The organism is Lysobacter sp. FW306-1B-D06B (genome assembly GCF_038446665.1).
In the GTDB taxonomy this organism is placed as follows: Bacteria; Pseudomonadota; Gammaproteobacteria; order Xanthomonadales; family Xanthomonadaceae; genus Lysobacter_J.
On the sequence record NZ_CP151802.1, the window covers coordinates 3,760,894 to 3,783,887 of the forward strand.

Here is a 22,994-nt window from a genome sequence, read left to right on the forward strand (position 1 = left end):
ACAGCAGTTTAACAGGCTAGGTAGGGTCTGTGACAGAGACGTGACGGCCGTCAACAACCGCCATAAACCGTCAACCCGTTCTTCACGCGGCCTACGGGCAATTCGGCCCCATGGGCGTCACAAAAAACCCGACCGGCGGCAGGCGCGGGTCGGGTTCGGGCCGGGGCCGGCGAGGGGCGGCGTCAGGGCGGGGAGATCTTGAGGTAGGTGCCCAGGCCGTCGAGGAACATCTGCACCGAGATTGCCACCAGCAGCATGCCCATCAGGCGTTCGATGGCGGTCAGCGCGCGGCGGCCGAGCAGCTTGTAGAGCAGCGTGGCCGAGAACAGGATCGCGGCCGTCGCGCCCCAGGCGACGAGCAGGGCGATGCTCCAGTCGGTCAGGCGAGCGGGCTCGTTGCTGCCCATCAGCATCACCGCCGCCATGCCGGACGGGCCGGCCACCAGCGGGATCGCCATCGGGACGATGAAAGGCTCGCCGTCCGGGAGCTCACCCATCAGACCTTCCGGTGGCGGAAAGATCATGCGGATGCCGATGAGGAACAGCACGATGCCGCCGGCGATGGAGACCGACTCCTGGCGCAGATGCATCAGCTCCAGTGCGTACTTGCCGCCCCACAGGAACAGCATCAGCACCGCCAGCGCGATCAGCAGCTCGCGCGCCAGCACGATGCGCTGGCGCTTGGGCGGCAGACCGCGCAGCAGGCTCAGGAATACCGGAACGTTGCCCAGCGGGTCGAGGATCAGGAACAGCAGCAGCGCGGCAGAAGCGATGGTCATCGGCGTGGCGTCACTGCAACTGGGTCAGGGAGACAGCGGCGGGCGACGGCGCCCAGACCTTGCCACGGTGCGCGGCGCCGTCCGGCGACAGCAGCGTCACGCACGCGGCGGCATAGGCGATCGGCTCCATCGCGACGCGATCGTTCTCTTCCACGTACGCCTTGGCGCGCAGCGGCGTACGCATCGGGCCGGGCTGCAGGCCCGACACGCGCACGGGCGAATTGGCGAGTTCGGCATGGAGCATGCGCACCAGGCCTTCGAGCCCTTGCTTGGCGAGACCGTAACCGCCCCAGTACGCCTGGCCGATGCGCGAAGCATCGTCCACCACGAACACCACGGCAGCATCCTCCGCCTTCGCCAGCAGCGGCAGGCAGGCCTGCGTCAGCCACCACGGTGCGGTGAGGTTGACGTGCAGCGCGCGCGCGAACACCGCCGGATCGGTCTGCGCCAGCGGCGTGAGCCCGGCGAAGTCGGCGGCGCAATGCAGCACGCCGTCCAGACGGCCGAGTTCGCTTTCGATGCGCTGCGCCAGTTCGGCGTAGTCGTCGGCGGACGCGCCTTCCAGGTCGAGCGGATACAGCAGCGGCTCCGGCCCGATCTGCGCCAGCGCGTCGTACACGCGGTTCAACTTCGGCACCTTGCGGCCGAGCAGCACGACCGTCGCACCGGCACGCGCGCATGCCTGCGCAGCGGCGCTGCCGAGGCCACCGTGCGCGCCGGTCACCAGAACGACACGGCCTTCGAGCGAACGGGCGCCCGGTGCTTCGGACCCGATCACTGGCGCTGCGTCTCGCTGATCATGCGTGCCAGCTCGCCGGACTCGAACAGTTCCAGCGTGATGTCGCACCCGCCGATCAGCTCGCCATGGATGAAGAGCTGCGGGAACGTCGGCCAGTTCGAGTAACGCGGCAGGTTCGCGCGAATCTCCGGGTCCTCCAGCACGTTGACCGTGTGCAGTTCGTTCGCACCGGCGGCCTTGAGCGCCTGCACGGCGCGGCTGGAGAAGCCGCACATCGGGAACTGCGCGGTGCCCTTCATGAAAAGGACGATCGGGTGGCTTTCGACTTCGGCCTGGATCCGCTCCATCACGGACATGGATGCAACTCCTGCAATGGTGCGTTGCCCTGCGATTGACGGCACGGCAACGGAACGTGGGGATAGAATGTCCAATTGTAAGCCTTCCCGAGCCGCGGACGCGCTCAAGTCCAGGACGCCGCCCGGCATTCCCCTAGCCAGCCCCCAGGAGCCCGCAATGGCCATCGAACTGCCCCCCCTGCCCTACGACCGCACCGCGCTGGAACCGCACATCTCCGGCGAGACGCTGGACTACCACTACGGCAAGCATCACAAGACCTACGTGGACAACCTCAACAAGATGATCGAGGGCACGGAGTTCGCGAGCCTGTCGCTGGAAGAGATCATCCGCAAGTCGCAGGGCGGCATGTTCAACAACGCCGCGCAGGTGTGGAACCACACCTTCTACTGGAACTGCCTCTCGCCCAAGGGCGGCGGTGAGCCGACCGGCGCGCTGGCCGATCTGATCAATAAGGCGTTCGGCGATTTCGCCAAGTTCAAGGAAGAGTTCACGAAGGTCTCCGTGGGCACCTTCGGTTCGGGCTGGGGCTGGCTGGTGCAGCGCCCGGACGGCTCGCTGGGCCTGGTGAGCACCTCCAACGCCGCCACGCCGCTGACCGGCGAGGACACCGCGCTGCTGACCTGCGACGTGTGGGAACACGCCTACTACATCGATTACCGCAACGCCCGTCCGAAGTACCTGGAAGCGTTCTGGAACCTGGTCAACTGGGACTTCGTGGCGTCGAACCTGAAGTAAGGGTCGATCCGCGCGCAACAAAAAACGGCCGGCGAAACCCGGCCGTTTTCGTTTCCGCCGCGACGTCGGCGATCAGCGCAACGCTTCGATCACCGGCGCGACCTGCGCCTGCCGGCCCAGCGCTTCGCCGACGCGCTCCAGCGAGAGCGCCAGCACGTGCGCATTGTCGGCGCGCAGCGTCGCGTGCCCGACCTTGCGGCCTTCGCGCGGCTGCTTGCCGTAGTCATGCCAGTGGCCGCCGGGTTCGCGCAGCATCGGCAACGCGTCGGGCATCTGCCCGATCCAGTTGAGCATGCACGCCAGTCCGAGCATGCGCGTATCGCCCAGCGGCAGGCCGAGCACGGCGCGCAGGTGGTTCTGGAACTGGCTGGTCTCGCTGCCTTCGATGGTCCAGTGGCCGGAGTTGTGCACGCGCGGGGCGAGTTCGTTGGCAAGCAGCTCATCGTCGCGGCAGAACAGCTCCAGCGCGAACACGCCGACATAGTCCATCGCTTCGCCCAGGCGGCGCGCGTAGTCGTAGGCGATCTCGCTCAATGCGCTGTCCACGGTGGCAGGCGCCAGGCTCGCCGACAGCACGCCGTCGACGTGCCAGTTCTCGGTGAGCGGCCAGGCGCGGAATTCGCCGTCGCGGCCGCGCACGGCGACCACCGACAGCTCGCGCTGGAAATGCACGAAGCCTTCCAGGATCAGCCCGACCTTGCCCGCCTGCGCGCCCAGCGCGTCCCACGCCGCGTCGGCATCGGCGGGCGTCTTGATGCGGAACTGGCCCTTGCCGTCGTAGCCGAGCCGGCGCGTCTTGAGGATGCAAGGCGTGCCGATCTCCAGGAGTGCCGCATCGAGCTGCTCACGCGTGTCGATGGCCGCAAACGGCGGCACGGGAATGCCGAGCTGCTGGAACAAGGTCTTTTCCGCCAGGCGATCCTGCGCGGTCGCCAGCGCACCGGGGTTCGGGAACACCGACACCCGCTCGCTCAACCATTGCGCCGATTCGGCGGGCACGTTCTCGAAGTCGAACGTCGCCACGTCCACGCGCGAGGCGAACTCGGCCAACGCGGCCTCGTCCCGGTAGTCGCCCACCACCATCGGCGCAAACTGCCCGGCGCAGGCATCGGCGACGTTGTCCATCACCAGGAAGCGCAAGCCGAGCGGCGCGCCGGAAAGCGCGAGCATGCGGGCCAGCTGCCCGCCACCGAGGATGCCGACCGTGGTCATCGGCGCGGGTCGTCGTTGGCCAGCACGTCGTCGGTCTGGCGGGTGCGGAAGGCCTCCAGGGCCTGGCCGATGGCGGGCTGTTCGTTCGCCAGCATGGCCGCGGCGAACAGAGCCGCATTGGCCGCGCCGGCGTTGCCGATGGCGAATGTGGCGACCGGGATGCCGGCGGGCATCTGCACGATCGACAGCAGCGAATCCATGCCGTTGAGCGCCTTGCTCTGCACCGGCACGCCCAGCACCGGAACGGCGGTCTTGGACGCCAGCATGCCCGGCAGGTGGGCCGCACCGCCGGCGCCGGCGATGATCGCGCGCAGGCCGCGCGACTTCGCCGTGGCGGCGTAGTCGAACAGCACGTCCGGCGTGCGATGCGCCGACACGACGCGCACTTCGTGCGGGACGCCCAGCGCCTCCAGCTTCGCGGCGGCATGCTGCATCGTCTCCCAGTCGGAGCGCGAGCCCATCACGATGCCCACGAGCGGGGCGGCGGCGGTGTCGGACATTGGTCGAGCCTTGGGACAAAGACGTATTCTACCGTCCCGCATTCCCCCCGGCACCGCATTCCATGGACCGCAAGCTGCTCGACCTGCTCGTCTGCCCCACCACGCGCCAGCCGCTGCAACTGCTGGACAGCCGAGGTTTGCAGGCGTTGAACGCCGCCATCCAGGCCGGCGGGCTGCAGCGCGCCGACGGCAGCACCCAGACCGAAACCCTACGCGAGGCCCTGGTCACGCGCGATCGCAAGACGGTCTACCGCGTCGACGACGGCATCCCGGTCCTGCTGGCCGAAGAGGCCTTCGTTACCGCGCAGGTCCCGGACTTCCCCGGCGCATGAGGTCCGACCTCGCCCCGCCGCCGGCCGAGGTCGTCGCGCAGGACGTGGCGCGCGCACTGGCCGAGGACCTGGGCAGCGGCGACGTCACCGCGGCACTGCTGCCGGACATCGCCGACAGCGCCTACCTGCTGTGCAAGGAAGACGCCGTGGTGTGCGGGCGCCCGTGGTTCGACGCCTGCCACTTCACGCTCGACCCGCAGGTGCGCATCGATTGGCGCGTGGCCGAAGGCGACCACGTGAAGGCCGGCACCGTGCTGGCGACGCTGCAGGGCCGCGCACGCGCCCTCGTCAGCGCCGAACGCGCCTCGCTCAATTTCCTGCAGACGCTGTCGGGCACGGCGACCACGACGGCCGCCTACGTCGAGGCGGTGCGTGGCACCGCGGCGAAGATCCTCGACACGCGCAAGACGATCCCCGGCCTTCGCCAGGCGCAGAAGTACGCCGTGCGCGTCGGCGGCGGCGTGAACCACCGCATCGGCCTGTTCGATGCGGTGATGCTCAAGGAAAACCACGTGCGCGCCGCGGGTTCGCTCACGGCCGCCATCCGTGCCGCGCGCGCGATGCATCCGACGCTGCCGCTGATCGTGGAAGTCGAGTCCATCGAACAATTGCGCGAAGCCCTGCAGGCAGGCTGCGATCGCATCCTCATCGACGACTTCGATGCCACGATGCGGCGCGAGGCCGTGCGCATCGCGCACGAGCGTCCGCCTGCGCAGCGCATTCCGCTGGAAGTGTCGGGCGGTGTGGACATGGCGACCCTGCGCGCCATCGCCGAGGACGGCGTGGACTGCATCTCGATCGGCGGACTGACCAAGCATGTCCGGGCGATCGACCTATCGCTCAAGCTCGGGCCGCCGCCCGCCTGACCTACTGCGCCCTTGCGATCCGCGCGCCTTTCAGCGCGCGGATCGGCGCGTCACGGCAGCAGGGTGACCGCAGCCGCCGCGCCCGCGCCCAGCACGACGATCGCCGCGAGCCAGGGCCACGCCGACCGCTTCGGCCTGGAGGCACGCATCGAGGTGGCCACCACCTGCACGGGCTGCTGTACCGCGGTGCCCGCGACGCGGAACTTCAGTACGTCGAAGGCGATCTCGTCGCCCACCTTGGCTTCGGCGCGCAGGACGCGCTTGCCGTTGAGGTAGGTGCCGTTGCTGGAGCCCAGATCCTCGACCTGCACGCCGGTTTCGGTCGGCATCAGGCGCGCATGCGAGCGCGACAGGCCGGGGGCTTCGAACCGCAGGTTGCACTCCGGCCCGCGACCGATGGTGATCACGCCGACCAGCGCGTCGCTGCGATTGCCGACCTCCGGCGATACCCCGCGCAGGAAGAAGCGCGGAAGCACCGGACGCACGGCGGTGACGCCGGGGTCGTCGTTGGCCGATGGGAGCTCGGGCCCGGTGCCCGGCTGGCGGGCAACGACCGGCGGCGGACCGAGTGCCGCCAGCTTGGCCTCGACCTGGTCGAAACCGACGCTGTCGCCGGGGCGCAGCGTGATGAGTCCCTGCACCAGCCGGCCGTTGACGCTGACCGCCGTGCCCTGCGGCACGTCGAGCATCACACCCTGCGCGGTGACGTGCAGCTGGCAGTGCTGTGGCAGCACGCCGGGCCGGTCGATGACGATGGTGGAACGCGGATCGGAGCCGACCCGGTTCACACCATGGCCGAGCAATACCTGCGGGTGTTCGCCACCCGGGAAGACGAGTTTCACGCGGGATCTGCCCCCTGCAGCTTTCCCTACGACCCCTTGCGAGCGACGCTGCGCGTCGCCACAGTGATCGGATGCCGACTCTACTGATTCTGATGATCGTCGCTGCGATGGCGTTCGCATTCTGGAGCTCCGGTCGCGCCGCCGCCGAACGGGCCGAAGCGGTCGGCCGGGACGCCTGCCGCGCCGCCGGGGTGCAATGGCTGGACCAGAGCGTGCACGCGATCGGCCTGCGCCTGTGCCGCCACGAAAGCGGCTGGCTGGGCTTCGAGCGCACGTTCCGCTTCGACTATTCCATCGACGGACAGGACCGCCACATCGGCAAGCTGGTGCTGCGCGGCGACCGGCTGGTGGCGTTCACCGGACCGGTGACCCGGGGGCCGACGCTGCTGCATTGAGGTCAGGCGTTCGCGAACGCAGTGCGCGCGGCGGTGCGCATGACGGCGTTCGTCGGAGCGACGAAACCATCGTCTGGCGGCGCTACGGGCGTGGATCCCGGCCTTCGCCGGGATGACGCAAGGATGAGGGCGGCGGGCGCTTCCCGCCGCGTCATTGCCTCACTTCACGATGCGCAGATGCGCACCGCGTCGCGGCGTCGGAGGCTGCGGGCCTTCGTCGTCGCCATCGGGCGCGGGTTCGCTCGGCACGGCACTGAGCGGGGTCACGGGGCTCTCGTCGGCAAGCTCGACTTCCACCTCGCCCTCCTCGCCCGCCGCGTGGATGTCCTCCGGCAGCGCCATGCCCTGCCCCGTCTCGCGCGCGTAGATGGCCAGCACCGCCTGCACGGGGACGGCCACCGGATAGCTCACGCCGCCGAAGCGGGCGCTGAAGCGGATGGCGTCGTTGCCCATCTCCAGACGCGACACGGCGCGTTCGGCGATGTTGAGCACGATCTTGCCGTCCTTCACCGCGTGGGTTGGGACCTGCACACCGGGGCGCGTCGCATCGACCAGCAAGTGCGGTGTCATGCCGTTGTCGGCGATCCACTCGTACAACGCCCGCAGCAGATACGGGCGGTGGCTGGTCATCGAAGAATTGCTTTCCTGACTCATGGCCGGAGTTTAGCGCCGCGCGGTCGCTGACAGGTACACACGGGCGAAGCGCGTGCATCCGGACAGGGCGCGCGCACCCGATCCCGAAAAACGGAAACGGGCCCGAAGGCCCGTTCGTCGCATCCGGATGCGGAGCCGTCAGGCCGGCATTTCGCGCAGCTTGCGCTCCTGCTCGGTGAGGCTGCGGGTGAACCCGGGGTTGCGGAAGATGCGGTTGCCGTAGTCCTCGATGGCCTTTCCATCCTTGGGCAGCGGCACACCCAGCGCGTCCAGACGCCAGATGATCGGCGCCATCGCGCAATCGGCCAGGCTCATTTCGGGATTGAGGAAGAACTTGCTCGCCTTGAACAGCGGGACCGAGGCGGTCAGCAGCTCCTTCAGACGCTTGCGGCCGGCTTCGGCCTGGGCCTTGTTGCCCAGCTGGATGGCCTGCACCTGCGGCACCCAGTCGTGTTCCAAGCGCAGCATCGCCAAGCGCAGGCGGGCGCGCGAGAGCGGGTCCACCGGCATCAGCGGCGGGTGCGGATAGCGCTCGTCGAGGTATTCACTGACGACGCTGGCCGCGTACAGGACCAGGTCGCGCTCCACCAGCGTGGGCACCGAATGGTACGGGTTGAGGTCGACGAGGTCTTCCGGCGGGTTCTGCGGGTCGACCGGCACCAGATCGTACGTGACGCCTTTGGCCGCCAACACCAGGCGCACCCGGTGGCACAGCACGCAATCGGTGGAAGAAAACAGCGTCAGGGCATTGCGCATACGTGGACTCGCCGCCATTCGACCTCTCCGGCCACCGGAATCCGCCGGTGGTTAGACGCCATCCACCCCGTGTGGACGGTCGTCGCGGCCTCGATCAGCTGCACCTGCCTGCAAACCAAGGAGCCCGTACATTCCTGTACGGGCTCCAAGGGATACAACATGCGATCAGTGCTTGTCCACGTCTCGCCAGTATTCGTGCTTGAGCAGGTAGGCCAGGAGGGTGAACACCGCCAGGAACAGGATCACCCAGACGCCCAGGCTCTGGCGCTTGAGGGCGGCCGGTTCACCGGCGTACTCGAGGAAAGCCGTGATGTCGCGCACCGACTGCTGGAACTCCTCGGCGTTCTGGTGACCCGGCTGGGTCACCTTCAGCGCCAGGACCGGGCGCTCGCCGGTGGCCTTGTTGGCCTCGCCGAACTCGGCGTGCTGCAGGCCCTGCAGCTCCCACAGCGGGTTCGGCATGGAAGCGTTCGGGAACAGCTTGTTGTTCCAGCCCAGCGGACGCGCCTCGTCCAGGTAGAACGAGTTGAGGTAGGTGTAGATCCAGTCGCTGCCACGGACGCGGGCGATCAGGCTGAGATCCGGCGGCATCTTGCCGAACCACTGGTTGGCATGCTCCGGGGTCAGGCTGACCTGGATCTGCTCGCCGAACTTGGCACCGGTGAAGTTGAGGTTGTTCATCACCTCGTCTTCGGTCAGGCCCAGGTCCTCGGCCATGCGCGAGTAACGCAAGTACTTCAGCGAGTGGCAGCCGGAGCAGTAGTTCATGTACAGCTTGGCGCCGCGCTGCAGCGACGCGCGGTCGCCCAGGTCGGTGCCCGACTGCATGAGGTGGCCGCCTTCGGCCGCGAAGGCACCGAAGGAGACCAGCAGGCCGGCGGCGAAGGTGGCGAGCTTCTTCACGATACGCATCTTCTGTACGGGTCGGTGGCTAACGTGAGCGATCAGGTCAGTCATGCATCGTCACCCGTTGCGGTACCGGCTTGGTTTTGTCGAGCTTGGTCCAAAGCGGCATGGTGATGAAGAAGGCGAAGTACAGGAAGGTCAGCACGCGGCCGATGATCGTCTCCACCGGATCCGTACCCGGGCCGGCGCCGATCTTGCCCAGCCACAGGAAGCAGACGGCCAGGATGCCGAGCATCACCTTGGTGATCCAGCCGCGGTAGCGGTGCGACTTGACCGGCGACTTGTCCAGCCACGGCACGAAGAACAGCACCGCGATCGCCGCGAACATCACGATCACGCCGCTGAGCTTGTGCGGGATGACGCGCAGCATCGCGTAGTACGGGGTGTAGTACCAAACCGGCTTGATGTGCTCCGGCGTCACCAGGCGGTTGGCCTCGGTGAAGTTGTCATGCTCCAGGAACCAGCCACCGAAGGCCGGCGCGAAGAAGATGACGAACGCGCACAGGATCAGGAAGAAACCGACGCCGAACAGGTCCTTCACCGTGTAGTACGGGTGGAAGGGAATGCCGTCGGCCGGCTTGTTCGGATCCCAGCGGTTGCCCTTCGGGCCCTTCTTGATGTCGACGCCGTCGGGGTTGTTGGAACCCACTTCGTGCAGGGCGCCCAGGTGCAGGACGACCAGCAGCAGCAGGACCAGCGGCAGCGCGATCACGTGCAGCGCGAAGAAGCGGTTCAGCGTCGCGTCGCCCGGCAGATAGTCACCCATGATCCATTCGGTCAGGCCGTTGCCGATGACCGGAATCGCGCCGAACAGCGAGATGATGACCTTCGCGCCCCAGAACGACATCTGGCCCCACGGCAGCACATAGCCCATGAAGGCTTCGGCCATCAGGACCAGGTAGATCAGCATGCCCAGGATCCACACCAGCTCGCGCGGCTTCTGGTACGAGCCGTACATCAGGCCGCGGAACATGTGCAGGTAGACGACGATGAAGAACATCGACGCGCCGGTGGAGTGCATGTAGCGGATCAGCCAACCCCACTCCACGTCGCGCATGATGTATTCGACCGACGAGAACGCTTCGGCCGCGGACGGCTTGAAGTGCATCGTCAGGAAGATGCCGGTGACGATCTGGTTGACCAGCACCAGCAGCGCGAGCGAACCGAAGTAGTACCAGAGGTTGAAGTTCTTCGGCGCGTAGTACTCGGTCATGTGCTTGCGGTACGCCGGCATCATCGCCGGGGCCCGCTCGTTGACCCAATCCCAGACGCCATTAGCGGTACGGGTGAAGATGTTCGCCATGGCTTACGCCGCTCCCTTGCTGCTGGAGGTCGGATCGACACCGATGATGATGGTGTTGTCGTTCTCGTAGTGGTGCGGCGGCACGACCAGGTTGGTCGGCGCCGGAACGCCCTGGAACACGCGACCGGCCATGTCGAAACGCGACTTGTGGCAGGGGCAGAAGTAGCCGCCCTTCCACTCCGGATCGAACGGCTCGGGGCGGATCTCGGCCTTCATTTCCGGCGAGCAGCCCAGGTGCGTGCACAGGCCGACCAGCACGGAGATCTCCGGCTTGATCGAACGCAGCTCACCGGTGATGTATGCCGGCTGCTGGTCCTTGTTCTCGGACTTGGGATCGCGCAGGTGCGCGTCCAGCGTGGGCAGCGCTTCGAGGATCGCCTTGGAGCGCTTGACGATCCAGATCGGCTGGCCGCGCCACTCCATGATCAGGCGCTGGCCCTCCTCCAGTGCGCTGATGTCGGCGGTCACCGGGGCACCGGCGAGCTTGGCTCGCGTGCTCGGATTCCACGACTTGATGAACGGCACCGCCACGAAACCGGCACCGACCGCACCGACCACAGCAGTGGTCGCGGTCAGGAACCGACGGCGGCCCTGGTTGACAGGATCGTTGACCCCTTGGTTGGCCATCCGGCACTCCGCAAAGCTGGAACGAAGTAAAGCCGCAAAGCCAAACGCCACTGGCGACGGCTCGCGGCACAAAAGACGGGGAAGTGTAACGGAACGGTGAATGGCCCGACAATCCGCTCCACGTCGCACAACGAGGCCGCAGCCCGGTGCGGCTGGACGCCCCGCGGCGCCCGGCAGGGAGAAATCAGCGCATCACGCCCATCGACCGGTAGCGGTCGGCGAGCAGCCCGACGCGCTGGACGTACAGCTGGGTTTCGCTGTAGGGCGGCACACCCTTGTACTTGTCCACCGCGCCCTCGCCCGCGTTGTAGCCCGCGGCGGCCAGCGTCAGGTTGTTGTTGAAGCGCTTGAGCAACCAGGCCAGGTACTGCACGCCGCCCTGGATGTTTTGGCTGGCATCGAAGGCGTTGCTGACACCGAAGCGCCGCGCCGTGGCCGGCATCAGCTGCATCAGCCCCTGCGCGCCAGCGCGCGAGAGCGCGTTGGGGTTGTAGGCGGACTCAGCATGGATGATCGCCCGCACGATGGCTTCGTCCACGCCGTGCTGGCGGGCGGCGGATGAGATTTCGTCGCGGTACGCATCCGTGTTGAGCCGGACCGTGCCGAAGTTCACGCCCGACCGCTTCGAGCAGGCGTAGCAGGTTTCGATGTAGCTGTAGCGGATGGTCCGCACCGCCGAGGCGTTGGCCACGCCCTGCGGCTTGCGGCTGGTGTAGTGGCGCACGCCGTCCTTGATGTACGAGTACACCTGACCCTGCACCACGCGCGGGGCCTTGGAAGCCGGCGCGGGCATGGGAGTCGGCGCGATCGGGGCGGACGTCATGACCGTCGGCACCGGCGCGACCGGCGCCGAAGCGGCGGCTGTCACGGACGAAGCGGCCGTTACACCGCCCATTGCAGCGGCGGGCGACGGAGTCGGAGTCGACTTGCGGGCGGGCCGGTCATTGCTCTGGCTAACGGCGGTGCACTTGGCGCCCGGCGTGCGCTTGCTCACGTAGCTGCGGCTGCCGTCCGGGGAATCGCAACGGTACAGCGTGCCGGCCACGGTCGGTCCGGCGGCCAACAGGCAAACGATCCCCAGTAGCAGTGAGCCCCCCCTCATGGCCGCGAGTGTGTCCTGTCTCCTGCCCCTTCACAAGTCCTTGATTGCGCTGGCTACGTGAAACGTGACGTTGCCCGCAACCGCCCCGTGCGACGGAGTCCCACCGCCCCGCCGCGTCCGAACCTCACCGTCCCATCGCCGTCGCCGATCGATAGCGCTCGGCCAGCACGGCGACCCGCTGCACGTAGCGCTGCGTCTCGTCGTAGGGCGGCACGCCCCGGTAGCGGTCGACCGCCCCCTCGCCCGCGTTGTAGCCGGCGGCGGCCAGCGTCAGGTTGCCGTCGAAACGGCGCAGCAGCCACGCCAGGTACTGCACGCCGCCGCGGATGTTCTGGCCGATGTCGAACACGTTGGCCACGCCGAACCGCCGCGCCGTGGCCGGCATCAACTGCATCAGGCCCTGCGCGCCCACGCGCGAGATCGCGTTGGGGTTGTAGGCCGATTCGGCATGGATGATCGCCCGGACCACTGCCTCGTCCACGCCGAAATCGCGCGACGCGGCGGCAATCTCCTTGCGGTACGACTCGGTGTTGAGGCGGATCGTGGCGAAGTCCACGTCCGGCTGCAGCGCACACGCGTAGCAGGTTTCCATATACGTATAGGTGAGCCGGGCGACAGCGCCGAGCCCCGCTCGCGGCGTCGGCCGCTGGCTGGCGTAGTGGACTACGCCGTCTTCCTCGAAGCGGTACACCTGTCCCTGGGCGACCCGCATCGGCGCGGTGATGCCCGCTGCTTCACTGTCCTGGACGACGGGCCCCGGCGAAGCGTCGCCTGGCCCGCCCGCCGAGAATCCCAGCGCACGCCCCGGCGCGGCCGGGCGGCTGGGCTGCGCGAGCCCCGCGGACGAGGATTGGGCGGACACGACCGGCACCACCGCCAGCAGCAGCCCCGCCAACCCCAGCGATGCAAAGCCAACCCTCAGGGAGTTCACGTACGGTGGGGCCTGCCGGCGCGGCCCGCGCGCCCTCCTGTGCTGCCCTTACGGAAGCAAACGCGGTCCGCGACCCGTCCCGGCCTGTAGAATGCGCCCCCTCCGGCGCGGAATAACCGCCGCCCCTCCCGGACCGAGCCAGATGAGCCAGACCGACACGACCCTCGCCGCCGAAGGCGGCACCGACGCTGCCGTCGCCACCGCGCCGCGCAAGCTCTACATCCAGACCCACGGTTGCCAGATGAACGAGTACGACTCGGCCAAGATGGCCGACGTGCTCGCCGCCAGCGACGGCCTGGAACTGACCGACAACGCCGAAGAGGCCGACGTCATCCTGATCAACACCTGCTCGATCCGCGAGAAGGCACAGGAGAAGGTCTTCAGCCAGCTCGGCCGCTGGAAGTCGTTGAAGCAGGGTGGCAAGCCCGTCGTGATCGGCGTCGGTGGCTGCGTGGCCTCGCAGGAAGGCGAGGCGATCGTGAAGCGCGCACCGTTCGTGGACCTGGTCTTCGGCCCGCAGACGCTGCACCGTCTGCCCGAACTCATCCAGGCCCGCCGCGACACCGGCCTGCCGCAGGTCGATATCTCCTTCCCGGAGATCGAGAAGTTCGACCGCCTCCCCGAGCCGCGCGCCGAAGGCCCCAGCGCCTTCGTCTCGATCATGGAAGGCTGCAGCAAGTACTGCTCGTTCTGCGTGGTGCCGTACACGCGCGGCGAGGAAATCAGCCGCCCGTTCGAGGACGTGCTGGTGGAAGTGGCTGACCTGGCCTCGCAAGGCGTGCGAGAGATCAACCTGCTCGGCCAGAACGTCAATGCCTATCGCGGACCGTATGGCGAAGACGGCGAGATCGCCGACCTCGGCCTGCTGATCCGCGCCATCGCCGAGATCGAAGGCGTCGGCCGCATCCGCTTCACCACCTCCCACCCGCTGGAGTTCTCCGACTCGCTGGTGGAGGCCTATCGCGACGTGCCCAAGCTCGCCAACTACCTGCACCTGCCGGTGCAGGCGGGCAGCGATCGCATCCTGGCCGCGATGAAGCGCGGCTACACCGCGCTGGAGTTCAAGCAGAAGATCCGCAAGCTGCGCGCGGTGCGTCCGGACATTTCGATCAGCTCGGATTTCATCGTCGGCTTCCCCGGCGAGAGCGAGGCAGACTTCGAAAAGACCATGAAGCTGATCGAGGACGTCGGCTTCGACCAGTCGTTCTCCTTCATCTACTCGCGCCGCCCGGGAACGCCCGCCGCCGACCTGGAAGACAACGTCTCCAGTGAGGAAAAGCACGCACGCCTGTCGCGCCTGCAGGCGCACATCAACGCGCATGCGCGATCGATCTCGGATGCAATGGTCGGCAGCACGCAGACCGTGCTGGTGGAAGGCCCGTCGAAGAAGAACCCCAACGAGCTCACCGGCAAGACCGAGAACATGCGCTCGGTGAACTTCCCCGGCCACGCGCGCCTGATCGGCCAGTTCGTGGATGTCGTCATCACCGAAGCGATGAGCAACTCGCTGCGCGGCCGCGTGGCGACGACCGGCGACAACGCGGCGGCCTGATCGTCCCGCACGCTTGAGGCGGACGCGGCGCTGCCGCGATACTCCCGCCGTGGCAATCGCGCGTCTGGGGAGGCGCGCGACGTAGCGGGTGGACCCGCCGCGGGCAATGTGCCGGCCACGATCTCCAAGGGGAACTCCGCTCGATGAACCGCCGTCCGTTGGCAGCCCTCGCGCTGTCCTTCGTGCTCCCGCTCGCGCTGACGTCGTGCGCGACCGGCTACCACAGCGCCACCAATCCCATCCTCGGCTACAGCGGCGGCTACTGGGACACCAAGGGTCCTGGCCAGCTGCTCAAGGTCGGCTTCGCCGGCAACGGCTTCATCTCGCCCGACAAGGTCGGCACTTACCTGCTCTACCGCTGCGCCGAAGTCGCCCAGCGCGAAGGCGGCACGCACTTCGTGCTCTACGCCAACCTGCCGGCGGCGATCGCCGATGCGCGCAGCAGCGACCGCACGGTGGCCTCGCTCGGCGGCAAGCCTTCAACCTACGCCTACATCCTCGTGGTGCCCGCCGACGCGCGCGACGCGCTGTCGGTGCAGGACCTGCTCACACGCCTCGGACCGGAAGTGAAGCCTGCCGCGACCCGCCAGGCCGACAGCAAGCCCGGCAACGGTGGATCGGCCCCCGACAAGGAAGTGAAGTCGTGAATCGCCTGCTGCCCCTCACCCTGTCCTGCCTCGTCGCCACCGGCCTTACCGGCTGCATGAGCATCTACAAGCTGCCGCCCGGCAAGCCGACGGCGAAGCTCGAAGTGGCCCGCGCCGGCACCGCGTGGATCTGCGCCAACACGCCGTCGCAGATCCTGCAAAAGGACAAGAACGGACGCGCGAGCATCCCGGCCGGCGAGCGCGTCACCATCGGCATGAACTTCGCCACCTCCGACGGCTACATGAACTACACGTGCACCCACAGCGTGAGCCTGGTGCCCGTCGCCGGCGCGGAATACCTGCAGGACTTCGAGTCCGAAGGCTCGCGTTGCAGTGCGCTCGTCTACCTCAAGACCGACGACAAGCGCGTCGGCCTGGACATGGAACCCACGCTCGGCTACGGCGGGGCGGGCTGCACGCAATGAAGTTGCGACGCCTGCCGGGCGACCCGGCAGGCGTCATGGCGTGATGGGTGGTTGCGTTTGCTGCGCGCCGATCAGCTGTCGATGCGTTTGAACACGCTGTCGCTGGCGATCTGATGATCCTGCGCGCCGCGCAACTTGCGGCAGGCATCGGTCCGGGCGTCGTCTGCGCGCATCTCGGCGTCGAGTTTGTCCAACTCTCCCTCCTCCGCCCAGCGCTGCTCGACGGTGGCTTCCACGCGCGTGGCGGTGGCAACGCCGTCGATCAGTTCCGGCCTGTAGTGGAAGCCCTTCATGTACTCGCGCTGGTCACGTGACCACAGCTGGCCGTAGCGCGCCTGCAGCGCCGGATCGTCGAGCACCGCCTTTTCCAGCGTGACCGAACCGTCCGGCTTGACGAGATAGGTGATCTTGCCGCCGTACCGGTTCACGCCTTCGCTCATGAGCGTATCGATGGGCATCGCGGGCATGTGCATCTTGCGTGGCGGCCGATAGGTACCGGACGGGCCGTTGCCCGCGTACGAGAAGGTGTAGTCGATGCCTGCCGCACTGGGCACCAGGCAGGTCTGCAGCGTCGCATAGGTGCGGCCGCTGACCGCCTTTCCGTCCTTCCGCGGCGGCTGGAAACGCCACGACTGCGCCAGCCGCTCCGCCTCGCGCCGCAGCGCGTCGGGCACCTTCGCTTCATCGATGAAGCTCACCGCCGAGACGTTTCCCTGCACATCGATATCGAGCGCGGCCTTCAACTGGACGAGGATCGGCTGATACCCGGTCTCCTCCTTCGCATGCACCGACGTGGCCAGCAATACACAGGCGAGCGACACGGCCCGCACGGCAAGCGAACGCTTCATCTCCGACCCCCTCCATGTCCCCGCGCCGAGCTTAGGGCGGCCCGCGGCGCCTTCGCAACGCCGGCCGGACGAGCGGAACGATGTTGAGCACGCGCGTCGGGCTGCGCACAGAAGGGTTCGCGGCGCCGGCGGGCATCACCTGTACTTGACCGGCCGCCAGTACGCTGCGGCTGCATCCCTTGGAGATGCTGCGCGGTGACCCCATCCCCACGGCAACGTCCTGCTCCACGCCTGTTGTGGCCGCTCATGATGCTGCTCGTCAGCATCAGCGCAACCGCGCAGACGCCGGACTGCAAGATGCGCCTGCTGCGCGAGCTGGGCTGGCGCTTCGTTTCGTCCGAAGAACACAGCGCGCAGATTCATCCCGGCATTCCCTGCGAGCGCGCCGACCTGGCACAGGCACAGGCGGCCGGCGATCTGGTCGTGCGTTTTCCCGCGCGACTGGACGCCGCCTCCCGCGCGCGCCTGGAAGATGAATTGCTCCGGCATCCCGCCACCGCCTGCGCCTATTCGTTCGCGCTGGGCGCGGCGACGCGTCGCGCGGTCGATCGACTCGCAGGCAATCCGGGCTACCGATTTTCCGCGTTGCAGATGGGATGGATCGGGTTCGGGCCGACGGGATCGGCGCGCGATGGCTGGAAGCCCATCGCGCTGTTCGGACGCGGCTACCAGCCGCGCGGCAGCAACATGCGCGCGATCGAAGCGTTCTACGCCGGCCAGGTGCGCAGCGAGTGCGGCGTCGGCCGGCAGATCGCGCAGTACGCCACGCAGGCGGAGCTGTACGGCGGCGAAGCGTTCGACACCGAATTCGATCCCGACGAGATCGTGATCGGCACCTTCAACCGCCTGCATTCCACGCGCAGCATCCTGCTGGGATCGTCCGCCGGCACGTTCACGCGCGATGGCCGCGCGGTAGCCGCCTCGCGTGCCGGACGCCAGGCCTTCATGGGCCTGCCCGGTTTCATCTTCCACGTCTTCGACCGCAGCACGCTGGACGATCTGAACAACCAGGCCGAGAACTTCGTCGTCTACGACGTGAGCGCCGATGCCGCCGCCGTGTTGCGCGAACACGAAGGCTTCGAGTACTACAACGATCGCAACCGCGCGATCTGGTCGCTGGCGCGCACGCTCCCGGGGCGCAAGCCGTCGCGCTATTTCGAACGCCTGCTGCACGAACGCGACCCCGCCTTGCGCGCCGCGTTGCCGGCGCAATCACAGGCAACGCTGGCGCGTCTGGACGCCGAACTCGCCGATCCGTTCTACCGCGGCTTCGACATCTACGTGCACCGGCAGGGCGTCAAACCCGTCGGCTTCCACATCGCCCGCCTGCTCGACCGCAATCCGCGCACGCCGTTCCGCATCGAACTGGCGCTGCACAATCTGCATACCACGCTATACGAACGCTTCGTGGCTTCGCGGCTGGAAGCATGCACAAGCCATACGCCTCGCGATGCCGTGGAAGGCACGCTTCGGGGCCGATGAGTCGCGCCTGGCACGTGCCGGCGCATCGGTCATTTCCGTCCGATCTCCAGGTGCGTCAGATACAGGCGCAGGTCGAATTCCAGCTGGTGGTAGTCGGGCGTCATGTGCGTGCACAGTTGGTAGAACGCCTTGTTGTGCTCGGCTTCCTTCAGATGAGCCAGCTCATGCACCGCGATCATCTCCAGGAACTCGGCGGGCGCGTCGCGGAACACGCTGGCGATGCGGATCTCGCGAGAGGCCTTGAGCCGGCCGCCGTGCACGCGCGAGATGGCCGTGTGCGTGCCCAGCGCGTGCTTCATCACCTGCAGCTTGCTGTCGTAGAGCACCTTGCCCAGCGGCACGGACTTGCGCAGATGCCGGTCCTTGAGCGCCTGCACGTAATCGTAAAGCTGGCCGTCGGTTCGCACGGCATGGGACTGGCCGTACTTGTCCGCCAGCATCGCGCCCAGCCGATCCTGCACGATCAGCTCGCGCACCCGCGCCTGCAGGGATTCGGGGTAGCCGGAGAGGTATTTCAGGGGATCCATCGGCGGTGGCGGGCGGGCGCGGGCGGCGGGGTCGGGAGGTATGATGGGCCTGAAATCCCCAGCAAGAAACCGCGACATGGCCAAGGCGAATCCCCTTCAGGAACAACTGCTCAAAGCGGGCCTCGTCAAGAAGTCCAAGGTGGCCGAGGTCGCGCGTGAGCAGAACAAGGCCCGGCACGCCAAGGCGCCGTCCGGGCCCAGCGAAATCCAGCTCGAAGCCGAGCGCGCCCGCGCCGAGAAGGCCGACCGCGACCGCGCACTCGCCGCGGAGCGCAAGGAGCAGGCCCGCATCGCCGAACTTCGCGCGCAGGCGCGGCAGATCATCGAGGATCGAAAAGTGCCGCGCGCCGGTGAAAGCGAGTACCGCTTCACCGAGAGCGGCGCCATCCGCACCGTGCTCGTCAACGACGACCTGCGCAGGAAGCTCTCGTCCGGTGCGCTGGTGATCGCCCGCATCGACGAGCGTTACGAGCTGCTGCCGCGTGTCGCCGCCGACAAGGTGCGCGAACGCGACGCGACCATGATCGTGCTCGATCACGGCCAGGATGCGGGCGCCGAACCCTCTGCGACGACCTCCGAAGACGATGCGTACTACGCGCAGTTCAAGGTGCCGGACGATCTGATCTGGTGATGGCGCAACGTCGGGTGCGCTTCACTCACTTGGCCTTGTAGACCGCCTCGCCGTCCACGTACGTCGCCTGCACGGTGAGGTTGCGCAGGCCCGAGGGCGAAATCGCCAGCGGGTCTTCGCTGAGCACCACGAAATCCGCGCGCTTGCCGATGGCCAGGCTTCCCACCTGCGCTTCGGCGAAACCCGCGTACGCCGCATCGAGCGTGAAGCCGCGCAGCGCCTCGAACGCCGTCAGCTTCTCTTGCGGAAACCAGCCGCCTGCGGGCAGCCCCTGTGCATCGGCGCGCGTGGCGGCGGCGTACAGGCCGAAGCGCGGATCGACCGACTCCACCGGGAAATCCGATCCCAGCGCCAGGCGCGCGCCGCTGTCGCGCAGCTGCCGCCACGCGTACGCGCCGATGATGCGCTGCGGGCCGACGCGGTCCTGAGCCCACGGCATGTCGCTGGTCGCGTGCGTGGGCTGCATCGAGGCGATCACATGCAGTTGCGCCAGGCGCGGAAGGTCCTGCGGCGACAGCACCTGCGCATGCTCGATACGCCAGCGGTGGTCGGTGGTCGCGGCCTCGCCGCCCAGCGCCTTCGCGTAAGCCTCCAGCACGACGTGGTTGCCGCGATCGCCGATCGCATGCGTGGCGACCTGCACCTTGCAGCGCTTCGCCTTGGCGACGGCGACGGCGATCTGTTCCGGCGACATCACCATCAGGCCGAGGTTGCCATGGTCGTCGCTGTATTCCTTGAGCATCGCTGCGCCACGACTGCCGAGCGCGCCATCCGCGTACAGCTTCACCGTGCGCATCTGCAATCGGCCGGAGGGATGCGTGTACAGGCCGTCGCGGCACAGCGATTCCAGTGCATCGCTGTTGCCGTCGGCCATCGCGGTGATGCGCAGCGGCATCGCGCCGCGGTCGGCCAGGCGCTGGTAGCGCTTGAGCTCGGCCAGGCTCACGCCCGCGTCGTGCACGCCGGTGAGACCGTGTTCGACCGCCGACTGCATGCCCAGCGACAGCGCGCGTTCGGCGGTGGCTTCGTCCATCGGCGGACGCGACTGGTCGACCAGCGCCATCGCGCCGTCGACGAAAATGCCCGTCGGCTGTTTGCGCGCATCGCGTTCGATGCGTCCGCCGTCGGGTTGCCACTCTCCGGACAGGTCGCGGTTCACGCCGCGCATCGCCGCCGTGTTGGCCCAGCCGGCGTGGCCGTCGATGCGCTCCAGCCATACGGGGCGATCGGGGAACGCGGCGTCCAGGTCGGCGGCCGTCGGGAAGGTCTTCTCCGGCCAGTCGTTCTGGTCCCAGCCACGACCGATCAGCCATGCGCCCGCAGGCAGCTGCTTTTCGAACGCCTGCAGCCGCGCCATCACTTCCTGCTTGCTGGCTGCATCGACGAGGTCCGCGCTGAGCATCGTCATGCCCAGGCCCGAGACGTGCGCATGCGCATCAATGAGGCCGGGGATGACGGTCGCCTGCCCGGCATCGATGCGCAGGGCCTTCGGGTAGCGCTTGAGCAGCGCGTCGGCGCTGCCGAGCGCGAGGATGCGGCCGGATTCGTCGAAGGCGATCGCCTGCACCTTCGGCTGCGCGATCTCCATCGTGTGGATGCGCGCGGCGCTGAGCACCGTCACCTCCGCCGCGACGGCCGGCCCCGACATCGCGACCAGCGTCGCCGCCATCACCCAAACCGGATTGCGCATTTCCCCGTCCCCTGCTAGCGAAAGCCGGACTGTGCGCAAACGCGGGGCGGCAGGCAAGTGGCGGCGCGAGTCACGCCAGAAAGCGACAGGTCGCGCTCAGTCCAGCCGCTTGTGGAACCGCGCGATCGCCAGCGTCATCATCACCGCGATGAAGGCCAGCAGCGCGAGCACGTCCGGCCACAGTTCCTGCAGTCCGGCCCCGCGCAGCATGATGCCGCGCACCAGGCGCAGGAAATGCGTCAGCGGCAGCAGCTCGGCCAGCCACTGCACGACCTTCGGCATGCCGGCGAAGGGGAACATGAAGCCCGACAGCAGGATCGACGGCAGGAACACGAAGAACGTCATTTGCATCGCCTGGAACTGCGATTGCGCCTTCGTCGAGATCAACAGCCCCAGCGCGAGGTTGGCCAGGATGAGCAGCACGCCGGCCAGGTAGATATCGAGCAGGCTGCCGCGGATGGGCACGTCGAACAGCCACACGCCCAGCACCAGGATTACGGTGGTCTGGATCAGGCCGATGCCCGCGTAAGGCAGCACCTTGCCGATCATCAGCTCGCTGCTGGTCAGGGGCGTGGCGATCAGCAGTTCCATGTTGCCGCGTTCGCGCTCGCGCACGATGGCCACGCCGGTGAACAGCACCATCGTCATCGTCAGGATCACGCCGATCAGGCCCGGCACGATATTGATCGCCGAGACGCGCTGCGGGTTGTAGAAGGCGACGACGCTGATCTGGCCCGCGCCCACCTGCCCCGTGCCGCCGACGGCCCGCGAGGTGTTCACGATCGGCTGCGTCTGCAACGGCAGTTGCGCCAGCTGCACCGCCGCGCTCTGCACGACGGTGTCGCTGCCGTCGACGAGCACCTGCACGGCTTCGCGGCCCTCGAAGCGACGGCGCTCGAAATCGTGCGGGATCACCACGCCCATGCTGATCTTGCCGCGACGCAGGTCCTCCATCAGTTCCTGCGGTGAGGTCGCGCTGACGGTGGGGTCGATGACGCCGGTGGCGACCATGTCCATCACCAGCGCGCGCGATGCGGCGGTGTTGGACTGGTCGACGATGCCCGTGGCCAGCCCGCGCAGGTTGAGGTTGATCGCGTAGCCGAACAGGACCAGCTGCATCACCGGAATGCCGACAATCATCGCCAGCGTGATGCGGTCGCGGCGCATCTGCCGCAACTCCTTCATGACGATGGCGAACATGCGGCGCAGGTTCATGCGGCCTTCTCTTTCGCTTCGTCGTCGCGTCCGCGCGTGGAGGAGACGAATACGTCCTCCAGGTTCGGATGCGACGGGGCGACCTCGGCGTCGAGTCCTGCGTCGGACAGGGCCTTGCGCACGCGCCCGGCCGCATCGCCATTGCTCTGGTTGAGCACGCGCAGCGTGTTGCCGATCTGCGCGACGCTGAGCACGCCCGGCACGTTCACCAGCAGCTGCTGCGCCCGGCGCGGCTGCTGCGCCAGCACTTCCAGCGTGCGGCCGGTAAGCGCCTGGGTGAGTTCGTCCGGCGTGCCATCCGCAACGAGGACGCCACGATCGAGAATGGCGATGCGATGGCAGCGCTCGGCCTCGTCCATGTAATGCGTGGAAACCAGGATGGTGGTGCCGGCATCGGCCAGGTCGAAGAGCTTCTCCCAGAAGTCGCGGCGCGATTCGGGATCCACCGCGCTCGTCGGCTCGTCGAGGAAGAGCAGTTCGGGTTTCTGGATCACCGCGCCGGCCAGCGCCAGGCGCTGCTTCTGGCCACCGCTCATGGTGCCGGCCAGCTGCTTCTGCCGGTCGGCGAAGTGGTAGTGCTCGATCAGTTCGTCGATGCGTCTGGCGGCCTCGGCTCGCGGAATATCCTGCACGGCGGCGAGGAACTCCAGGTTCTCGCGCACCGTGAGGTCATCGAACAGCGAGAACTTCTGCGTCATGTAGCCGATGCGACGGCGCAGTTCCTCGGCCTGTTCGGGAATGCGCAACCCGAGCACTTCCACCTCGCCTTCCGTCGGCGTCAGCAGGCCGCAGAGCATGCGGATGGTGGTGGTCTTGCCCGAACCGTTGGGGCCGAGGAAGCCGTACACGTTCGCGCGCGGGACGCTCAGGTCCACGTGGTTGACCGCGACGAGTTGGCCGAAGCGCTTGGTGAGGCCGCGCGCCTGGATGGCGAGCTCGCC

27 protein-coding genes are annotated in these 22,994 nt (G+C 67.7%); 9 read left to right on the forward strand and 18 right to left on the reverse strand.

The window, feature by feature from the left end:
- Window positions 1-182: 182 nt before the first annotated feature.
- From AAFF32_RS17430 to grxD, 3 genes are read right to left on the reverse strand one after another with little or no spacing between them, the layout of a single operon-like run.
- Complete coding sequence (locus tag AAFF32_RS17430) at window positions 183-779, reverse strand: YhgN family NAAT transporter (protein ID WP_216963035.1); 597 nt, start codon at window positions 777-779, stop codon at window positions 183-185.
- Window positions 780-789: 10 nt separating this feature from the next.
- On the reverse strand, window positions 790-1,557 hold the full coding sequence (locus tag AAFF32_RS17435) for an SDR family NAD(P)-dependent oxidoreductase (RefSeq protein ID WP_216963038.1): 768 nt from the start codon (window positions 1,555-1,557) through the stop codon (window positions 790-792).
- Window positions 1,554-1,874 carry a Grx4 family monothiol glutaredoxin gene (grxD, locus tag AAFF32_RS17440; protein ID WP_216963041.1) on the reverse strand — a complete coding sequence of 107 codons (321 nt, stop codon included), beginning with the start codon at window positions 1,872-1,874 and terminating at the stop codon, window positions 1,554-1,556. Before grxD ends, AAFF32_RS17435 begins: the two co-directional genes overlap by 4 nt.
- Before the next feature lie 157 nt (window positions 1,875-2,031).
- Here grxD and AAFF32_RS17445 point away from each other — a divergent pair, with 157 nt between their 5' ends.
- Complete coding sequence (locus AAFF32_RS17445) at window positions 2,032-2,610, forward strand: Fe-Mn family superoxide dismutase (RefSeq protein WP_342315872.1); 579 nt, start codon at window positions 2,032-2,034, stop codon at window positions 2,608-2,610.
- Window positions 2,611-2,682: 72 nt separating this feature from the next.
- Here AAFF32_RS17445 and AAFF32_RS17450 read toward each other — a convergent pair whose 3' ends face one another.
- Both AAFF32_RS17450 and purE read right to left on the reverse strand, forming a co-directional pair.
- The gene (locus AAFF32_RS17450) at window positions 2,683-3,822 is read right to left on the reverse strand and encodes a 5-(carboxyamino)imidazole ribonucleotide synthase (protein ID WP_216963046.1); all 1,140 of its coding nucleotides are present in this window, start codon (window positions 3,820-3,822) and stop codon (window positions 2,683-2,685) included.
- Window positions 3,819-4,322 (reverse strand): 5-(carboxyamino)imidazole ribonucleotide mutase, encoded by a 504-nt coding sequence (gene purE / locus AAFF32_RS17455; protein WP_216963049.1) that lies wholly within the window; start codon window positions 4,320-4,322, stop codon window positions 3,819-3,821. Before purE ends, AAFF32_RS17450 begins: the two co-directional genes overlap by 4 nt.
- Window positions 4,323-4,384: 62 nt before the next feature.
- Between purE and AAFF32_RS17460 the strand changes: the two genes are divergently transcribed.
- Entirely contained in the window at window positions 4,385-4,654 is a 270-nt protein-coding gene (locus AAFF32_RS17460) for a Trm112 family protein (protein WP_216963052.1), read from the forward strand.
- Window positions 4,651-5,520 (forward strand): carboxylating nicotinate-nucleotide diphosphorylase, encoded by an 870-nt coding sequence (gene nadC, locus AAFF32_RS17465; RefSeq protein WP_216963055.1) that lies wholly within the window; start codon window positions 4,651-4,653, stop codon window positions 5,518-5,520. Before AAFF32_RS17460 ends, nadC begins: the two co-directional genes overlap by 4 nt.
- 50 nt (window positions 5,521-5,570) lie before the next feature.
- Here nadC and AAFF32_RS17470 read toward each other — a convergent pair whose 3' ends face one another.
- Window positions 5,571-6,362: an FHA domain-containing protein gene (locus AAFF32_RS17470; RefSeq protein ID WP_216963058.1), complete on the reverse strand. Its 792-nt coding sequence runs from the start codon at window positions 6,360-6,362 to the stop codon at window positions 5,571-5,573.
- Between the two features lie 71 nt (window positions 6,363-6,433).
- Here AAFF32_RS17470 and AAFF32_RS17475 point away from each other — a divergent pair, with 71 nt between their 5' ends.
- On the forward strand, window positions 6,434-6,757 hold the full coding sequence (locus tag AAFF32_RS17475; RefSeq protein WP_216963061.1) for a DUF3301 domain-containing protein: 324 nt from the start codon (window positions 6,434-6,436) through the stop codon (window positions 6,755-6,757).
- Between the two features lie 159 nt (window positions 6,758-6,916).
- Here the strand turns inward: AAFF32_RS17475 and AAFF32_RS17480 are convergent, their stop codons facing one another.
- The 7 genes from AAFF32_RS17480 to AAFF32_RS17510 form a co-directional block, all read right to left on the reverse strand.
- A complete protein-coding gene (locus tag AAFF32_RS17480) occupies window positions 6,917-7,387 on the reverse strand; it encodes a ClpXP protease specificity-enhancing factor (RefSeq protein ID WP_216964259.1) in 471 nt (156 codons plus the stop codon).
- A gap of 162 nt (window positions 7,388-7,549) precedes the next feature.
- Window positions 7,550-8,185, reverse strand: a complete 636-nt coding sequence (locus tag AAFF32_RS17485) for a glutathione S-transferase N-terminal domain-containing protein (protein ID WP_216963064.1) — start codon at window positions 8,183-8,185, stop codon at window positions 7,550-7,552.
- A gap of 147 nt (window positions 8,186-8,332) precedes the next feature.
- Window positions 8,333-9,079: a cytochrome c1 gene (locus AAFF32_RS17490; protein WP_342317304.1), complete on the reverse strand. Its 747-nt coding sequence runs from the start codon at window positions 9,077-9,079 to the stop codon at window positions 8,333-8,335.
- A gap of 37 nt (window positions 9,080-9,116) precedes the next feature.
- On the reverse strand, window positions 9,117-10,376 hold the full coding sequence (locus AAFF32_RS17495) for a cytochrome bc complex cytochrome b subunit (RefSeq protein WP_216963069.1): 1,260 nt from the start codon (window positions 10,374-10,376) through the stop codon (window positions 9,117-9,119).
- 3 nt (window positions 10,377-10,379) lie between these two features.
- Window positions 10,380-11,003: a ubiquinol-cytochrome c reductase iron-sulfur subunit gene (gene petA / locus AAFF32_RS17500; RefSeq protein ID WP_216963072.1), complete on the reverse strand. Its 624-nt coding sequence runs from the start codon at window positions 11,001-11,003 to the stop codon at window positions 10,380-10,382.
- Window positions 11,004-11,187: 184 nt separating this feature from the next.
- Complete coding sequence (locus tag AAFF32_RS17505; RefSeq protein WP_342315873.1) at window positions 11,188-12,105, reverse strand: lytic transglycosylase domain-containing protein; 918 nt, start codon at window positions 12,103-12,105, stop codon at window positions 11,188-11,190.
- A 124-nt stretch (window positions 12,106-12,229) separates the two neighbouring features.
- Complete coding sequence (locus AAFF32_RS17510; RefSeq protein WP_342315874.1) at window positions 12,230-13,036, reverse strand: lytic transglycosylase domain-containing protein; 807 nt, start codon at window positions 13,034-13,036, stop codon at window positions 12,230-12,232.
- 142 nt (window positions 13,037-13,178) lie between these two features.
- On the opposite strand from AAFF32_RS17510, the gene miaB reads away from it, so the two are divergent.
- The 3 genes from miaB to AAFF32_RS17525 all read left to right on the forward strand — a co-directional run bounded on the left by miaB (window position 13,179) and on the right by AAFF32_RS17525 (window position 15,660).
- Window positions 13,179-14,588: a tRNA (N6-isopentenyl adenosine(37)-C2)-methylthiotransferase MiaB gene (miaB, locus tag AAFF32_RS17515; RefSeq protein ID WP_342315875.1), complete on the forward strand. Its 1,410-nt coding sequence runs from the start codon at window positions 13,179-13,181 to the stop codon at window positions 14,586-14,588.
- Between the two features lie 143 nt (window positions 14,589-14,731).
- Entirely contained in the window at window positions 14,732-15,235 is a 504-nt protein-coding gene (locus AAFF32_RS17520; RefSeq protein WP_216963080.1) for a hypothetical protein, read from the forward strand.
- A complete protein-coding gene (locus AAFF32_RS17525) occupies window positions 15,232-15,660 on the forward strand; it encodes a hypothetical protein (RefSeq protein ID WP_216963082.1) in 429 nt (142 codons plus the stop codon). The genes AAFF32_RS17520 and AAFF32_RS17525 overlap by 4 nt, the downstream gene beginning before the upstream one ends.
- Window positions 15,661-15,731: 71 nt before the next feature.
- Here the strand turns inward: AAFF32_RS17525 and AAFF32_RS17530 are convergent, their stop codons facing one another.
- Window positions 15,732-16,508, reverse strand: coding sequence for a hypothetical protein (locus tag AAFF32_RS17530; RefSeq protein ID WP_342315876.1), 777 nt, complete (start codon window positions 16,506-16,508; stop codon window positions 15,732-15,734).
- Between the two features lie 249 nt (window positions 16,509-16,757).
- On the opposite strand from AAFF32_RS17530, the gene AAFF32_RS17535 reads away from it, so the two are divergent.
- Window positions 16,758-17,990, forward strand: coding sequence for a hypothetical protein (locus AAFF32_RS17535; RefSeq protein WP_342315877.1), 1,233 nt, complete (start codon window positions 16,758-16,760; stop codon window positions 17,988-17,990).
- 29 nt (window positions 17,991-18,019) lie between these two features.
- Here the strand turns inward: AAFF32_RS17535 and AAFF32_RS17540 are convergent, their stop codons facing one another.
- A complete protein-coding gene (locus AAFF32_RS17540; RefSeq protein ID WP_216963092.1) occupies window positions 18,020-18,517 on the reverse strand; it encodes a M48 family metallopeptidase in 498 nt (165 codons plus the stop codon).
- 76 nt (window positions 18,518-18,593) lie between these two features.
- Here AAFF32_RS17540 and AAFF32_RS17545 point away from each other — a divergent pair, with 76 nt between their 5' ends.
- Entirely contained in the window at window positions 18,594-19,148 is a 555-nt protein-coding gene (locus AAFF32_RS17545) for a DUF2058 domain-containing protein (protein WP_216963095.1), read from the forward strand.
- 25 nt (window positions 19,149-19,173) lie between these two features.
- Here the strand turns inward: AAFF32_RS17545 and AAFF32_RS17550 are convergent, their stop codons facing one another.
- From AAFF32_RS17550 to AAFF32_RS17560, 3 genes are all read right to left on the reverse strand, one after another.
- The gene (locus tag AAFF32_RS17550) at window positions 19,174-20,838 is read right to left on the reverse strand and encodes an amidohydrolase family protein (protein ID WP_342315878.1); all 1,665 of its coding nucleotides are present in this window, start codon (window positions 20,836-20,838) and stop codon (window positions 19,174-19,176) included.
- Between the two features lie 96 nt (window positions 20,839-20,934).
- Entirely contained in the window at window positions 20,935-22,053 is a 1,119-nt protein-coding gene (locus tag AAFF32_RS17555; RefSeq protein ID WP_216963100.1) for an ABC transporter permease, read from the reverse strand.
- A complete protein-coding gene (locus AAFF32_RS17560; protein ID WP_342317305.1) occupies window positions 22,050-22,982 on the reverse strand; it encodes an ABC transporter ATP-binding protein in 933 nt (310 codons plus the stop codon). Before AAFF32_RS17560 ends, AAFF32_RS17555 begins: the two co-directional genes overlap by 4 nt.
- Window positions 22,983-22,994 lie beyond the last annotated feature (12 nt).